We start from the raw sequence: 17,132 nt of genomic DNA, 5'->3' as shown, positions 1-17,132 counted from the left end.
ATATTCTCATGTTGTGATTCTTCGAACCGGCAGCCAGATCTCACTATAGTATTCCTCACTATCCATATTTTCTTCGGAATACCATTCTATTTCAGGGCCACCTGTGTGTTCATAACCGGAGGAGGGAAACCACTCCGAATAGATTCTCTTCCAGACCTTCTGCTGTGAATCAGGCAGCGGCCCCCTGCATTCAAACTTGACCCACTGGCAGGCCGGTATTTCTATTTCTGTAAAACCAGGTTTCAGGGGCTGATCTGATTTGACCGCAACTATATAGTCAAATTCCGTTTCCCTGAAGTTACAGCATACGCCATACCATGCTTTCTCTGTTCTGGCATCCTCCAGCAAAATTCCGGTACCGTCTGCCCAAATATCATCCCAGAACTTTGGTATCATAATAAAATTCTGCCCGTCTTTTGTTGTAATCTCTTTCTTAACTCCAACCAGATGAAGGCTCCTGGAGGTTTCAATACGGTATTTCATCTCTTCTACTCCTTTAATAGCAATCTGAAAGGAGATCTTGGGATAATTTTTTAGCTTGGCGCCTTCTGCTCTTGCTTCTTTCGGCGTAATACCGTGGAGATTCTGAAAAGCTCTTGCAAAGGATACCGGCGAATCGTATCTGTACTTAAGAGCTACCTCAAGTACAGAGCTTCCCTCATAGGCAAGATCAAAGGCTGCCAGAGTTAACCTTCTTCTCCTTATATATTCAGCCAGGGATACATCGGATATGAAAGAAAACAAACGCTGAAAATTGTAGGAAGAACAGCAAGCCCTTTTGGCTACCTCTTCATAATCTATGTCGCTGCATAGATTCTCTTCTATATAACCTATAGCTCCATTCATTTTAGCCAACCAGTCCATTGCTTCTCCTTTCAGCACTATAGCTTCTGACTGCTGTATGTATCATAACTTATTTAAGGAATAACTTCGCAACCTTTTCTGCACAGTTTTGTTCTTCCTATACAAATTGCCGGAGTTGCAGTTACATGAATATTCTATCTTTCATGATATACAATCCGGCAATACATTTATTTCTCATTTAACTTCATTTCGTACATAAACTGCAATTTACGGTAATAATCCATTTCGATTAAATCCGTAGGTTTGACTTCTCCATCCTTTTTATCAAAGTAGGCGATTCCTCCGTAGGTGAGCATTTTCTGAACAAACTGGGAACAGAACATAATATTGGGTTTATGGGAATACTTCAGTACAAGCCCCATCAGATTGTAGGCACTGCCATCCTCATTGATTTCCTTGACTTTGTTCAGTATCTTTAATTTCTGCTCTGTTGTACAGGCAAGCTTATATACCATAATGGAGGCATCTTCTTTCTTATTAAAGAAGTCCAGCATTTCATAATTCAAACCCGGCGGATAGACCCGTTCTCCTCCGTTATAGCTAATAATCGTTTTCAGATCAGGGTCAAAGGATAGAGATGCGTGGTTATACTGCTTCTGGGTGAAGGTAGATATGATCTCACTGGCCGGACTTCCGGTATTGGATAAAATAATATAGATATTTTCATCCATGAGCCACTTCTCCGCTTCCGTAAAGTATTCCTGCGTAAGCACTCCCTGATTGATGTATTCAAAGGAATTGTGGCGGTATAAGTCATCCTTAAGCTCCAAAAGATTTTCAACTGCAAAGGCTTGTCCTGCTTTTTCAAGTATTTCCATGGTTGAAACAATTTTATCACGCCCGGCCTTGATATCGGTAAAGCTGATACTTGCCACATCACTGGCAGTAGGCAGATAAAAACTGGTATACTTATTAATGGTAACAAACCGTTCCACCAGAAAAGGAAACCAGACTACTGCTGCACCGAATACCCTTCCTATGAACTGATGTACCTCCGTCTGCCCTGGTTGAAAGGATACCAGTGAAATATAGGTTATCTGAAAAGCCATGATCAAGAGATAAATAAAGGTCAGATAGACTTTCGCTCTGCTTTCCGAAGGAACTATCAAAGTACGGACAATCATTAGGAAACATACAAATATATATGTAAAAACTGCAAAAACGAAGCTTCCTCCTATTATTATGTTTACAAGCAATAGTATTATTATTATCTTTAGCGGGGTTGAATATCTTTTTAAATCGTTCATAACTGACTCCTGTAAATATTGTATCTTTTCTTATTCTAATATTACCCTACAGGGATACTTCTCGTAAAGTTTACCTGTAAACGTTTGCGTTTTACTGATATTTTAATTCATTTTCGCACTTACCATAAACATCCGGCTGACGAAAGCCTCTTAAGAATGTATAAAATTTCCGGTAAATTAGACTCCTATATACTTATATCACATGAACGTAATTTATGGAATGACTAAATCAATATTTTAAGAAATTCATAAAATTTAGCTGCTGCAGACTAATTAATTTTAGATGAATTTGCTTAATTCACACCGGAAATATATTCGGTGTTTTAGCATTTTCTCTACCTCAAATTAATTCTGCAGCAGCCATTTCTTCTGGCTTATTCAAAAAACTAATTTCTACCATTCTATAGAATTACTTTCTCTGAATACCATAACATGGTTTAATTTGTAATTCTCTATATTATTACATATCATATTCCCTATGTTGAATCAATCTATTTCTATACTTTTGTCTGATTCCCAGGTTATCTGCGTATTTTCCGACCTCTGCTACGATCAGAGGAATAACGGATAAACCGATAGCAATAAGCCAGTGATTCAGTCCAATAGCTGTAATTCCAAAGATATTACCAAAGCCCGGTATTAATACGATCAGTGCAAATACAATTATCATTGCGGCGGCACTGTAAACCATGGGCATGTTGGAACTTAAAGGTACTTTTAATATTGATTTGCGGCTGCGTACGGTAAATACATGTAATATGGAGGACCAGCCGAGAATTAAGAAGGACATGCTCTGGCCAATTGCATGGGACGGTGTAAACCCTTCGGATACCAATTGGTTGGTTCCCAGATAATAACCTATCCATACAATAACAGAGCAGATAATTGTTTGCCTTACAATAACATGAATCAGGTTACTGTTGAAGAAGCTTTCTTCACGGCCTATGGGTTTACGTTCCATAATACGTGGATCGGATACTTCCTTGGCTAAGCAGATACCTGGAATACCATCACCTAAAACATTGATCAGCAGAAGCATTACTGCTGTTACCGGGAACTGCCATCCAATCAGCTGTGCTCCCAGCATAATAATAATCTCCGAAATGTTGCAGACTATTAAGAAATATATGGTTTTTCGAATGTTGGAAAATACATTACGGCCTTCATGAACCGCATCTACGATGGTAGCAAAATTATCATCTGCCAAGACCATATCCGCAGCGCTTTTTGCTACTTCTGTTCCATTCTTGCCCATTGCCACACCTACATCGGCAGCTTTTAAAGCCGGGGCATCATTAACTCCGTCTCCTGTCATGATAACAACTTCATCATTTTCCTGCCAGGCTTCTACTATACGGATTTTATCTTCTGGTGTAACACGGGCATATACAGAATACTCTCTGATGGAACTGCAGAGTTCTTCATCGCTCATTTCTGAAAGCTGCTGCCCTGTCATTACTTTCTCACCATCACTTAAGATTCCGATTTCTCTTGCTATGGCACTTGCCGTGGCAACATGGTCACCGGTAATCATAATGGTTCGTATTCCTGCTTTTTTTGCGGCTGCTATGGCTGCTTTACTCTCCGGTCTAGGCGGATCGATAATACCGATAAGCCCCAGGAGCTCCAGATCCTTTTCTACCTGCTCCAGGTCTTCCTCCGCAGGAAGCTGTTCGATATGTTTGCTGGCCAGTGCGATTACACGCAAAGCATCTTTAGCAAAGGCGTCATGGACTTTCCTTACTTCTTCTTTTTCATTGGCACTTTCTCTGACCGGCATCCAGTCAAAAGCACCCTTTGATAACACCAGATAACCACCTTTTGGATCTTCGTGTATCGCTGTCATTCTCTTACGGGAAGAGGAAAAGGGAATTTCTTTTACTCTTGGCCATTCAGAGACGATATCTTCTTTCTTTTTACCTTTATCATCAAGCAGTTTCATAATGGCAGATTCTGTTGCATCGCCCATGATATGCTTATTTCCGTTTTCATCGGTTTCTATCACCGCATTACTTGCAAGGGCCAGTTGTTCAAGAAGCCTTTGCTGCTTTGCTGTAAACTCTTCTGTTTCTGCTATGGGTTCTTCTGATTTGACCCACAGTTTCTTAATGGTCATACGGTTCTGTGTCAGTGTTCCGGTTTTATCGGAGCAGATAACAGAAGTACTTCCCAGGGTTTCTACTGCTGATAATTTTCTTATTATTGCCTTCTTATGAACCATCTTCTTAACACCGTTTGATAGGGACAGGGTTACGATTAAGGCCAGGGTTTCAGGGACGGCTGCTACTGCCAGGGAAACTGCCAGTAAGACAAGATGCCAGATACTGTCTCCTCTTAAGAGACCGACTACTACCAGAATTACTGCTGAAAGAATTGCCGCAAAGCTAATCATCTTCCCTAACTTGTTCAGACGAATCTGAAGAGGTGTCATCATTTTCTGGGTATTATTGAGATATCCTGCTATTTTACCCATCTGGGTCTTCATTCCGGTTTCTGTTATGACACAGATTCCATTACCTGCGGTTATATGACAACCGGAGAAAACCATATTCTTTTGATCGCCTAAGGCTACTTTTGTATCTTCTATTATCTCAGAATTTTTTTCAGAGGCTTCACTTTCTCCGGTTAAGGAGGCTTCTTCCACCTGTAAATCCACTGCTTCCAGTAAACGTCCGTCAGCAGGTATCAGATCACCGGCTCGCAGGACTACGATATCTCCCGGTACCAGTTCCGTACTGCTGATTTTTTTCTGGATTCCGTCCCGAATTACCGTACAGGAAGGTGCATTCATGTTAATCAATGCATCCAGGGATTTCTCCGCACTGTTTTCCTGGGTTATAGCCAGAATAACATTTAATATTACTATACTTAAAATTACGATAGGTTCTAAAAATCCATGTCCTTCTCTTATTGCCAGGGCAAATGATAACACAATGGCAACTAACAGGATAATGGTTGAAATATCTTTAAATTGATGCAGTATTTTCTTACCTATTGATTCTTTTTTTGGTTTGTCAAACTCATTTTTTCCGTAGGTTTGCTGTTTTTTAGCGGCTTCATCAGATGATAGTCCTTTCACTTTATCTGCACCGAGCATACTTAATATTTCCTGCTTGCTTAAATTGTACCAGTTCTTCATACTTTTCCCACCTTTCATAGGTTAGTGTAAAACAAACTGCATTTCACACTTCTTTTTGAAGCAATACCGCAGGGGAACTGCGATATGCATGGGCATAAGAGCGAAAGAAAATTAACAAAAGAACGGATGTCATATATAGATTCTTTCACTCTTGTTAACAGTGACCGTATGACAGAATCTGTTCTTCGTACAAATTACTCTTCAGAAAAGGTACTCCTGACTTTTTTACTGAAGTTTTCTTAAGTTTAGGAGTATTCAGTATCCCAATACCCTCTTTATCAACACAGAAAAAGTTATTTTTCATATTTACCTCCCTTCTATATAGTTCACTTGTAAATTGTTCATTAATGAACTATATGAGTATAAAAATGTAAGTGTTTACTATAAAAATTTATTTTAATTCATCACTTATATTATCTACTATTCTTTGTGAGATTTTATGCATTAATTCTCGCTCTGTTTCCGTTATACCACGAAAAAGTATACCAAATAAATGGTCTCTGACCATTTCAATATCATCAATTACAGCCTGGGCTGAATCAGTAATACTTAGATGTATACATCTGCGGTCTGCATTATCTCCAAGTACTGTTATATATTTCTTGTGGGATAGATCATCGATAGAATTAGAAATATGAGCTTTGGATATATATTGAATCTTGGCAATATCTTTGGCTGTATTGTGTTCCCCGCATTGAGATATAAAATATAAGATCTCTATTTCAATTTTTTTAAGATCATACTTCTTCATAACATCTTCATATTCCTTTTCGTATAACTTTTTGAATTGATGTCCATTTATCAATATATCAAATGCGTTAAACATAATTTACCCCTTATAATAATTATATAATTTATAGTGCCTGTAATTCTAATTCCTTTATCCTTGCTCTTTCTGACCGGATATAAACTGTTTGTTTACGAACTGTTTAATTATGAACAGTTCATTTATGAACAATTTACTTGTGAACAAGTATAATGCATATCCAACCTTCTTGTCAATAAAAATTTACTGCTAATGTCTTCACTTCTCTTCCAAAGTGAGTCTTTTAATGTAACCTGTCCAATCTCATTTTATCCAAACTCAATTCCTTAACCACATCTTTTAAAAATAAATTTGCTGAAAAAAAACAAAAAGAGACCTTCCTGTTAGCACAACTCAGGTTAAAATGAAAAAAATAAAAGTTTATCTTTCTGATACTTGGCAGTTAATGCTTTTATGTAACAAAACTCGCTACCTTAACTTATCGAAATGTTCAAAGCTTCGAATCTACCCAGGCAAGAATATAATCCAAAACCAACTGCACATTACCAACTTGACAGTGATGTGACGCATTTTCTTCTTTATTGAATATTCGTCCGCTTACTGATCTTGCGTTTGTCAGAGCCTTCATTTGCTTTTCAAAATAAACGGTATAGATATCCTCCTCACCTGCAAGAACTAACACATCTTGCCGAATCAATGGAGAGAGAGCTATTGTGTTGTAATTCATAATGCATTTGTAATAATCATAAAGGGTTGTTATATTACCAAAAACATGTCGGCCTTGTTGAAACAGCCAAAGTGAAAATGGATTAGCTCTCATTAATTCCTCTAAACTCTTCCATTTTGGGCTATCCGGAACTTTCATTAACCCGTTTATTAATTTCTTAAGATCATCCGGCACTTTGTTTAATAACGCTCCATAAAAATCATAGATTAAATCATACAACACAACCCGCTTGATACGATCCTCATAAGATGCCGCACGCGCAGCCAGATATCCTCCTAAAGATATGCCGATTAAAGTTACCTCTTCTAATTGAAAATAATCTAAAATTATTTTCGTGCAGATTTCCCAATCCGGCTTCATCTTCATTTCGCATCTGTTTAAAACCTCACCTTGCCCAAATCCCTCAAACATGTATACATTGTATCCGGAAGAATATATGTACTTCATAAGCGGTATAAATTCCTGAAGAAAGGAATCATATCCTCCATGTATGACAATATCACCTTTGCTTCCATCGACATGGCACTTATATATGACGGGGAAATAACCGGTTTCAAAAGGAACACGGGTATATATCAGCCTGGCATCTTTATAAGCTTCCTGGTATTCGTTCATACATTGCTCATAGATCTGTTGCAGTTGAGTGTTCGCCTCACCCTCATCGTCAAACATAAAAAACATGGCCGCACGTAAACATGTGCCCGAGGCGACCAAGTCTCCATTCTTGTGAAATGACTCGGCCCTGCCAAGAAACGACTTGGACCAGCTTTCAAAATCTGTTGACTCCTTGCCTATCTCAGCAACCGTGTCATAACTCAGGCAACCGAATGAATAAAATCTGTTCAGCTGAAAATTAATAACCGTATCCTTATGGAAATCATGATAGCCTACTGGAAAATTCATTGTGATACCTCCTATATTGATTTATTCTAAAAAACATCATAGGGTGATTCGCCCATCTCTGTATCCAGTATTTTTGAAAGAAGTGCTTTGATATTTTTTGAAAGACTTGGCCTGCTCCTGTTTAGCCGGCAGGTTTTCGCAGGCTTCTTCACGGATCTTGTGAAGTCAGTAATAGTAGGCATGTTTTGTAACATCATGACTTGCACACCAATCTTCAACTTTCATGCCACTGCTTTGACATTCAAGAATTAGCTTTTTCCACTGTTCCTTACAGAACTGTGTTTTAACAAAAGTAACTTCATCCATAAAAACCGAACTCCTTGCCGAGTTGAGTTCAAGTTGAAAAACTTGAAAAACTCTAATTAATTTAGTTTGAGATTTAGAGTTATTATCTCATGGATGATAATAAGAATTAAAGGCACTCTGTTATGGTGCGCTTACGATGGGAAATTAATTTCATAATTAAAGTAGTGTTAAACAGCCGAAAATCCAGTGTTTTCGGCTGTTTTTTTATTGTATACAAATAAAAATAAACCAACTGCTATGCAGGTGCGTTCCCAAATAGCTTTAGCTTCAAGTTTGCGTAGACCTGTTACCTGGTAAACTGCGATATAAACTTCCATGCATTCTCGCAAGTATGATGTCTGTACTCATGTCCCTGTCCACTGACACTGGCAAATGCGGTTCGACAAACACCATCTTCACTGTCAAAGTATTGAATGGTCAGATAGCTTCCTCTGGCCTCATCGTAAAGCTTCTCGACACGATCACCAGAAACACCCCATATAGGATCCGCCCAATTGTCCTTATCGTCGTAGCTCAGGTCAAATTTAATCTTGCATTTATTGACCTCTGCAGCATACTGTATTCTCTCCAGACCAGAATCAGCTTGGAAAGGTAATTCAGGCAGATGTGAATTTTCGCCACCGGAATAGAACATCGGAACAGAAACAGTCGTATTTAGTCTGTCACCGAGTGGCTGACCAAATGGATTATTCTTCACTGGGAACAGTGCACTTGCAGGAGCAAGACCTGCAAAAACGCTAGGATACTCTTGATACATATCCCATGTTTTTCCACTGCCCATCGAAAATCCAGTTGCATAAATGCGATGCTCGTCTATATTGTAGTGTTTCTTAAGATTCTCAATTACTTCTACAATTTCAGTCGCTGTAACATTCTGATGATTCTCAAGTGAAACATACAAGAAGCCATATCTGTGCGCGATTTCATACCATCCTGAAACAAATGTCAGGAACATTGAAGAATCGCCACCACCATGAAATCCCATAAGCAGTGGGACCGGTCCTTTATCAAATATATCATTATTGTAATAGGCAAAATATCCAACTTTATGCTCTGCTGTATCCCCCCATGTACCTCTGTTGTCCGGTGAGGTCTTTACAAGTACGCTACCTGCTTCCTCTGTCATGTTCATTGATTCAAAATCAGGCTCAATCTCCATATTGCCACACCACATTTTAAACTTGCGGACAAAAGAACTAAAATCAGCCCTGTAGTCAGGCTCCGACTTAATTAGCAGATTCGTACAATCCTTAAAGGCTTCATTTATTTCCTTCGAATTGCCAACGCTCAATATAGCTATATCCTTACGCTTCGGTGCAGGAATAACACTCAGATTCTCCATAGAACACATAGCAGGGGTAATCTCCCCTGGGCCCCAGAGATACTCACCATTTATTGTTTTCAGCAGATTCTTGGCAACATAATCTGCCGACTCGCCAAAACTATAAATATCCGCTCTGAATATCGCACCTCTTACAAAATAGCCCTTGAACTCCTGTGTAAAGAAATTATGTATTTCAACAATTCCATCCGAATAGCGGGGATCCATTTTAACTTCAGCTATAACGGACGCATATAACTCCTCGGTTGCATTCTTCCACCCACATTCATCCGTCGGATAAATAAAAAGGACACTTGAATCTACTGCGGCCGCAATACTGCTAAGTCCGCTCTTATTGGCAAAATCAATTGCCTCATCCCTGCTCTGCCTGTTTTCTTCAAAGACCAGCAGTAATGGAGCCCGAAAGCTATAATTATTCGTCTGTCCATCAATATCATTTGCAGGTATGTACGTCTTAAGAAAGAATTTCTCGTACTCATGCTCCCAATATTTTCCCCCGTCAGCCAATGTACTGACAGATGGCCTTTCCATCAATCCCATAAAACCTCTCCTTATAATTAATCATAATATACTTACATCATCCAAATATTGGACTTTTGTACATATAGAGTAAAACTTATTACAAGCTCAGTACCTCAATCATTTTTTCTGCATATCTTTTACCAAGAGTCACTTCGGAATCATGACTAAAATGCAGGTCCCACTCCATATCACTCGGTTCTACCACAAGGTCCTCGGTGGTGATCAAGTGGCAGTTGTTTATAATACCTGTTAACTGGTTCACGAGCACATTATGTCCTGCACATCCCCCCTGTATAAAGAAGTTCACCAACAAGAACGGGAATATCTCCCAAATTTAAGTCCTTCTTAAGATCATTCACCAGGGTATCTACTTTACAGGCCATGTTGGGTCACCATTATTAGATCACCCTGATGCATTAAAGCCCGTTTCAATATACCATAATGTCATTTTAGTGCAATATTCTTTATATTTTAAATGTTTTTCCTTCTGTTTCATAAATATTACCCTATAACATATCAATATGTCAGCATTATCTATACATATTTTAGCATTATAAACTATATTATTCCATTCATATATTGCCATCTAATAGCCATTTACTGCTCCTTGAATGTAAATCGAAATTCCTCTAGACTACAACGAAGTTTTTTGTAATCACAACCTCTACTTTATTGATTTTATTAGTTAATATTACGTTTACTTTTAAATTAATATAGCTATAATAGAACTGTGGACACTGTTTTTAGCTGTTTTTTGCGTACAAAAAGCAGACGTCTGGAAAATACCGTTTAAAAGTAAATTCCACACGATGAATTTACATTTTCATGGACTGACCTCTGCCTGTATCATATTTTTAGCTGATAATTAGTGTTTCAATAAGGATTTCTTTAGCATGATATCATCCGCGGGTACTGGTTTAAGGCCAGCAGCATGAATCAGCTTTTTATCAAGCAATAACTGAGCCAGTTCTAATGGATTGCGGCCATTTAAACTGGCTCTTGCTGTACAGTTAATGTGATTTGCCAACAATGTCAAGTCTTCCTGTGTAAGACCGGTTATAGGTATACCTTTTGGTATTACCTTCCGAATATATCCATGATTCTTTTCAAGCTTAGCTTTCTGCCAGGATGCCAGTGGATCACAAAAAAATACTTTAGTTCTTTCTCCTCCGCTTAAGCTTTTCTCAACATCTGCCGGACCTTTGAATTCAGGGCCATTGTCCGTTAGAATAATCGGGAATGTATTGGTGAAAGTTTCAAATCCGAGAGCTGCTTCAAAACCATCGAAAACTTTCTTAACACATTCCTTAGTGCAATCCGTCATAAGTATAATAAGCATCAGGCTACAGTTGCGGAACAGCATGGTGAGCATTACATTTCCGGTTTTATTGCTACCATGTACCGTATCCAGCTCAACCACATTTGTTTCAGGGTGCTCCTGTATGAATGACAGAAAATCCTTATAAGTCCTACCTTCCCTGTAAGCATAATCAGTTACTGGTTCTTTCCTCTTCTTTTTACGAGCCTTATATTTTACCTTCTTAGGAAGATCAATGTTCCTAGCAGTAAATATCCCCTGATCGATATAATTATACAATGACTTCATGGAGCATGGGATTTCATCCTTGTGGCCTGTATAAATGTGCGCTATTGACTGCCCACGTTTAATAAGCGGGGTTATTAAGCAATCCAGTTCATAAAGCTGTTGACGCGACAGAGCTATTCCTTCTCTACTATCCTTTAGTAGGGATTTATAGGTATCATAAGCCACATTTGCCCGGTAAAAAAAATGAGGTTTGCGACAGTCATAGATACTTTGGCAACCATTACATACATAAGGTGCACGGGATATGTTCCTGCACATATCCGAATGATAATCCTGACAGAATGTCCTGCAATCATTTTTCTTACAAGTACAGCATCTTTTCATCCTATCGCAGTCAGGACACGTAGACTGCTTCTGGCAGTAAAAACGGTACATACAGTCATTGCTGTGAGTATTATATCCTTCATCTCCGATTCGGTGTTTTCTGATTTCCTTTGCAATTGTAGAGTTGTCTTTACCTACCTTGTCGGCTATCTTTTTCAATGTGTAACCGTGGTTCAATCCATCTTCAATGTCAAATCGATCCTGTAGGGTAAGATGTTTCTGATATCTGTTATCATTGGTCATAAAGTACCTCCTGGACAGGCAGAAGATCATACTCCATTATACCTTTTGTGCAAGACTAAGTTCCATCTTTTTGAAGGACTAAATTCCCGAAATACCTGAAAATAGAGCTTTCAACTTCATTTAAGGGCCATTTACTGCTATGCAGAATGAATTTTTAACTGCCAGTTTGCATGACTTACTTCCGGTTATGGATGTACTGGAAGTTACTCCAACACACATCCCCCTTTTCCCCTATAATACAAGTCCTGGCAAAAGGGAATGATAGAGAAGAATCATGAATAGATACTTTATATTGTGCCCAAAGGGCATTCATTTGAAGGATATATGCAAGAGGATATCACGCTTATGATGAATCACATCAATGGAACAGCAAGGGACAGCCTAAATGGCTGTACGCCATATCAGCTTGCTGCTTGATAATGCGCTCCACGAAAAGCTGAATTATAATTGCACTCCTTTAGTGTTTTCCACATTCTGCTTGTACGGCTTTTGACCAAGACATTAAGTTATCCATTCCTTCTGGGTAATTCATCCAGTCGGTGTCTGGCATATACAAAAGTAGATAGGTATATTACGGAATAATAGAGCCAAACATTAAAATGTTTTTAAAAATAGTAATGGAGTGGGATTCTGAATCCCACTCCATTACTTGACAGAGAGCCAACGCAGCAGATACCGGATATTCAGGCAAAACACACCGCCAAATATCCGGTACCTTATAAATTGCTATGAGAACTTACGATACACCTGAAATTTTCACAGTGTGTCTTAGTCCATGATTTATTCCTACAGCTCATCGATATGTCAATTTATCAAGAATCAAAATTCTCCAGTATACTATCTTTCTTATCCGGTCTTACATCCCCATGCTTTACAAATATCATCGTGCACAAGGAAAGCAGGGAAAAGATTACGGCATAAGGAAACAAACTCTGATAGGATACATGTTCCAATAGGAAACCGGAAGCAATTGGAGTAATCACCTGAGCTGACATGGAAAAGGTATAATATAGTCCTGTATATTTTCCCACATCCGAACCCCTGCTCATCTGTACCACCATGGGATATGAATTTACATTAATAGCGGCCCAGGCAATACCGGTAATTGCAAATACCACATTAATCCAGGAAGAAAACTCTGTAAAAAGCATTCCCGCAAAATACGAAGCAGCCAGAAGGATAACTCCTGCCATAATCATTTTCTTTCTGCCGAATTTACCGGAAAGAAATCCTATGGGTATATAACTTAAGATAGCAGCTACCGTAGCAACCATCAGACAATCTGCAAATTCTCCGCCTTTTAAACCCCATACCTTAATGGCATACCTGGAAAAGGCTGTGGTTACGGCATTATAAGCCATAAACCATAAGAAAATCGAAGCCAGCAGAAATATCAGGCTTTGCTGTACCTCTTTTGTCAGTTTGCTCGTTCCTGCTTCTAATATTTCCTCTTCATCCTGTGGTGCTGTGGTTATTGTAATTTTCTTTTCTCTGATGGTACTGACAAGAATTGCTACGGCAATCAGCATCAGTATGGCAACGGCAAGAAACACCAGTGTATAATCAGGTTTCTCAACCTGTTTTATCAGTTTCTTAATCATGAACAGAGAATAAACACCACCTGCCGCTCCCATGAGATTAATCAAAGCATTAGCCTTGCTTCTTAGTGGTTTTGGTGTTACATCAGGCATTAAAGCTACAGCAGGAGAACGGTATGATCCCATCGTTATGAGCAGTATTAAAAGTACAGTCACAAACAAAACCAGGTTTTCCCTCGCATCTGCTATAGGAAGTATCATCATTAATATAACGGCTCCGATGGTTCCAAACAGAATAAAAGGGATCCGTTTGCCGATCCTTGTATCCGCCTTATCTGAGAATGCGCCAAAGACGGGAAGCAAAAATACAGCCAGAACATTATCCAGTGCCATTACAGTTCCAGTTACCGTTTCACCAAGATGAAAGGTATTCTGTAAGATCAAGGGAATAATCGTATCATATAACTGCCAAAAAGCACAAATTGACATAAAAGCCAAACTGATTAACAAAGTTCTTCGGTAGTTTAATTTCATTACGTTCTCCTTATTTGGTTGTATTATGTATATATTCTATTAATAGCATAATACAAAGGAATCTACAAGCAATATTACACATGTATAACATAAATTATATCTATATTTTACCTGTTTTTGTTTATGTATTTATGCATCCAATTTTGCATATAGTATTTCCCCATCACATTTTTCGTTTCCATTGTAAGGGTATTTTATACTCTCTTGATTCTATGCAAATGGCTGGTTATTCTGATTCATTCTTAACCTTCCGGGAATATTCCTGGTTGATTCTTTGTCAATATTCCCATTAATACTTTTTCCGGAGTTATGGGCAATTCTCTGTGCCAGACTCCTGTGGCATTATAGACCGCATGAGCTATGGCAGGCGGAGGTGTATTGATAACCACCTCTCCGATGGACTTGGCTCCAAAAGGTCCGCTTTGCTCATAACTGCTTTCAAACTCTACCCGAAGGCTGCACATATCCATGCGGGTTGGTATCTTATACTGCATAAAAGAATTCTCTCTGATCTGCCCTTTCTTACTATAGGTTACATCCTCATACAAGGCCATACCAATTCCCTGTGCCAGTCCGCCTTCTGTCTGAACTCTGGCAAGATTGGTATTGATAACCGTACCGCAGTCAACAACTGCCACATAATCCAGAAGCTCGATGGAGCCGGTTTCCTTATCCACTTCGATTTCCACCATACCTACCATATGAGGAGGCGGTGATACCGGTGAGGAATTTGTTACGGTTACCTGTGTAGCTTCTGAATTTCCGCTCATGGATTTGGAGGCAATGTCCGTAAGAGATACCTCAATACTGCCATCCGCTTTCCTGATCTTCTTTCCTGTAAATATGAGTTCTTCCGCCTGGCAGCCAAGGAGTACCGCAGCTATCCTGCACATCTTCTCCTTTAATTCCATACAGGCTTTCTCCACCGCTTTACCGGTGATATAAGTGGTACTGGAGGCATAGGAGCCGGAATCATAGGGTGAACTGTCCGTATCCGCGCCGAAAATAATAATATCCTCTACTTCACATTCCAGGCATTCTGCTGCAATCTGTGCCAGAATGGTATCGCAGCCGGTTCCCATATCCGCTGCTGCAATGGATAGGGCATAAAAGCCTTCATCGTTTAATTTAATCGTAGCAGAGCCCACGTCAACATTTGAGATTCCGGAGCTTTGCATAGCCATGGCAACACCTTTGCTTCGAATTTTGCCGTTGCCCATATCCAGGGCATAGGGCTTCTTGTCCCAGTCAAACATTTCACTGGCTTTTTTCATACAGCTGTCAAGTGCGCAGGAGGTGTTGTATTCATTATAATAAGCCGGCATGACCTGGCCTTCCCTTACCATGTTTTTCTCTCTGATGGCAACTGCATCCATATTCAGCTTAGAGGCAAGCTCACTGATTGCAGACTCCATGGCAAAGATACCCTGGGTTGCCCCGTAGCCCCGGTAAGCTCCCGCAGATTGTATATTGGTGTACACTACGTCATAATGAAAACGGTAAGCTTCCAGATTGTTATTGTATAATGAGATGGATTTATGTCCCGACAGTCCAACTGTGGTAGGACCATGTTCGCCATAGGCTCCGGTATTGGACAAAGTGTATAAGTCCAGAGCGCGAATAGTACCGTCCTTCATGGCACCTACTCTGACAGTCAGTTCCATTTCATGACGGGGTGTGGAAGCCGTCTGGCTTTCTTCTCTGGTATATATCATCTTCGCCGGCTTGCCGGTTTTTAAGGTAACAAAAGCCGGGTAGATTTCTGCAACACTGGTTTGCTTTGCACCAAAACCTCCGCCGATACGGGGTTTTGAAACACGAATCTTTGATTTCGGAATGTCCAGGGCATTTGCTAATATTCTTCTTAAATGAAAGACTATCTGAGTAGAACTGATCACATGAAGTCTTCCGTAAGGGTCAATAGTGGTATAGGTACGGAAGGTTTCCATCATTGCCTGCTGATTAGCTTTGGTATGATAGGTATTCTCGATAATCACATCACATTCAGACATTACTCTGTCAACCTCTCCGTATTCGCTTTTATCCGCAGCACATAGATTTCGCTTGTTGTCCGCTCCAACAGGACATAATGCCTGCCAGTCTTCTTCCGGATGTATCAGTATTCCGTTATCTTTGGCAGTCCTAAGATTAAGCACCGGTTCTAATACCGTATATTTTACCTTGATAAGTTTCAGGGCTTTATCAACTGCTTTATGGTTATCACCGGCTACAATGGCAACTGCATCTCCCACGTAACGCAGCCTGCTATCCAGTATCAGACGGTCGTAAGGACTTGGTTCAGGATAGGTCTGCCCTGCCAGGGTAAAGCGCTTCGCAGGTACATCTTTATAGGTATAGATGGCTTCTATCCCCGGTACTTTTAACGCAATGTCTGTATTAATGGTTTCAATGACAGCATGGGCATGGGGGCTTCTAAGTACTTTTACTATCAGACAGTCTGATGGTGCAATATCATCGGTGTATACCGGTTTACCGGTAACCAGTGACATGGCATCTTTTTTTCGGATGGGTTTGTTTATTACCTTAAAATCAGCCATTAAAGCACCTCCGATATATTCTGAGCTGCAAGCTCTGCTTCTTTTGCTGCTATGGACTGCCGATAGTCCATATATGCCCTTATCCCTCTTAACTGTCCCTCATAACCGGAACATCTGCATAGATTTCCTGCGAGATATTCCTTGATTTCTTCATCAGAGGGATTCTGATTCTCACGAAACATTGCAATGGCATTCATGATAAAACCCGGATTACAGAAACCGCATTGCTCTGCACCCTGTTCTGCTATGTAAGTACCGAAATCTTCTGCTTCTCCCTGCAAGCCCTCCAAGGTGGTAACCTTTTTGCCATTAACTCTGGCTACCAGTGTACTGCAGGATAACACCGGTTTCTCATCCACAAAGACCGTACACAAACCGCAATTTCCGGTTTCACAGCCTCTCTTCACACTATAACAGCCGTTATTTCTAAGTAAATCTATTAACAGAAGATCAGCTTCTGCTTCTTTTATGACCATTTTATTGTTTATCCATAATTTTATCTGCATGCCGCAC

Annotated in this window: 13 protein-coding genes; all 13 read right to left on the bottom strand. The window is 39.7% G+C overall.

Annotation, left to right across the window (positions count from 1 at the left end; translation table 11 throughout):
- Positions 1–6 precede the first annotated feature (6 nt).
- A complete protein-coding gene (locus BR73_RS0112145) occupies positions 7–864 on the bottom strand; it encodes an AraC family transcriptional regulator (protein WP_033167380.1) in 858 nt (285 codons plus the stop codon).
- Between the two features lie 167 nt (positions 865–1,031).
- A complete protein-coding gene (locus BR73_RS0112140; protein WP_033165737.1) occupies positions 1,032–2,111 on the bottom strand; it encodes a hypothetical protein in 1,080 nt (359 codons plus the stop codon).
- Positions 2,112–2,571: 460 nt separating this feature from the next.
- Positions 2,572–5,250 (bottom strand): cation-translocating P-type ATPase, encoded by a 2,679-nt coding sequence (locus tag BR73_RS0112135; protein WP_033165736.1) that lies wholly within the window; start codon positions 5,248–5,250, stop codon positions 2,572–2,574.
- A 154-nt stretch (positions 5,251–5,404) separates the two neighbouring features.
- Positions 5,405–5,554 (bottom strand): hypothetical protein, encoded by a 150-nt coding sequence (locus tag BR73_RS28760; RefSeq protein WP_156034705.1) that lies wholly within the window; start codon positions 5,552–5,554, stop codon positions 5,405–5,407.
- An 87-nt stretch (positions 5,555–5,641) separates the two neighbouring features.
- Positions 5,642–6,076, bottom strand: coding sequence for a MarR family winged helix-turn-helix transcriptional regulator (locus BR73_RS0112130; protein ID WP_033165735.1), 435 nt, complete (start codon positions 6,074–6,076; stop codon positions 5,642–5,644).
- A gap of 430 nt (positions 6,077–6,506) precedes the next feature.
- The gene (locus BR73_RS0112125) at positions 6,507–7,646 is read right to left on the bottom strand and encodes an alpha/beta fold hydrolase (RefSeq protein ID WP_051685170.1); all 1,140 of its coding nucleotides are present in this window, start codon (positions 7,644–7,646) and stop codon (positions 6,507–6,509) included.
- Between the two features lie 26 nt (positions 7,647–7,672).
- Positions 7,673–7,843, bottom strand: coding sequence for a hypothetical protein (locus BR73_RS28755; RefSeq protein WP_156034703.1), 171 nt, complete (start codon positions 7,841–7,843; stop codon positions 7,673–7,675).
- Between the two features lie 395 nt (positions 7,844–8,238).
- Positions 8,239–9,834 carry a hypothetical protein gene (locus BR73_RS0112115; RefSeq protein WP_033165734.1) on the bottom strand — a complete coding sequence of 532 codons (1,596 nt, stop codon included), beginning with the start codon at positions 9,832–9,834 and terminating at the stop codon, positions 8,239–8,241.
- Positions 9,835–9,913: 79 nt separating this feature from the next.
- The gene (locus BR73_RS29385) at positions 9,914–10,078 is read right to left on the bottom strand and encodes a sialate O-acetylesterase (protein WP_242860723.1); all 165 of its coding nucleotides are present in this window, start codon (positions 10,076–10,078) and stop codon (positions 9,914–9,916) included.
- A 603-nt stretch (positions 10,079–10,681) separates the two neighbouring features.
- Entirely contained in the window at positions 10,682–11,989 is a 1,308-nt protein-coding gene (locus BR73_RS0112105) for an IS30 family transposase (protein WP_033165732.1), read from the bottom strand.
- 812 nt (positions 11,990–12,801) lie between these two features.
- Positions 12,802–14,061, bottom strand: a complete 1,260-nt coding sequence (locus BR73_RS0112100; RefSeq protein WP_033165731.1) for an MFS transporter — start codon at positions 14,059–14,061, stop codon at positions 12,802–12,804.
- Positions 14,062–14,303: 242 nt separating this feature from the next.
- Positions 14,304–16,619, bottom strand: coding sequence for a molybdopterin cofactor-binding domain-containing protein (locus tag BR73_RS0112095; protein ID WP_033165730.1), 2,316 nt, complete (start codon positions 16,617–16,619; stop codon positions 14,304–14,306).
- Positions 16,619–17,125 carry a (2Fe-2S)-binding protein gene (locus tag BR73_RS0112090; protein WP_033165729.1) on the bottom strand — a complete coding sequence of 169 codons (507 nt, stop codon included), beginning with the start codon at positions 17,123–17,125 and terminating at the stop codon, positions 16,619–16,621. Before BR73_RS0112090 ends, BR73_RS0112095 begins: the two co-directional genes overlap by 1 nt.
- Between the last annotated feature and the right edge of the window lie 7 nt (positions 17,126–17,132).

Source organism: Clostridium sp. KNHs205 (assembly GCF_000702945.1).
In the GTDB taxonomy this organism is placed as follows: domain Bacteria; phylum Bacillota; class Clostridia; order Lachnospirales; family Lachnospiraceae; genus Anaerocolumna.
The sequence above is the reverse complement of the archived record's forward strand: the minus strand, read 5'-3'. Positions and strand labels throughout refer to the sequence as shown.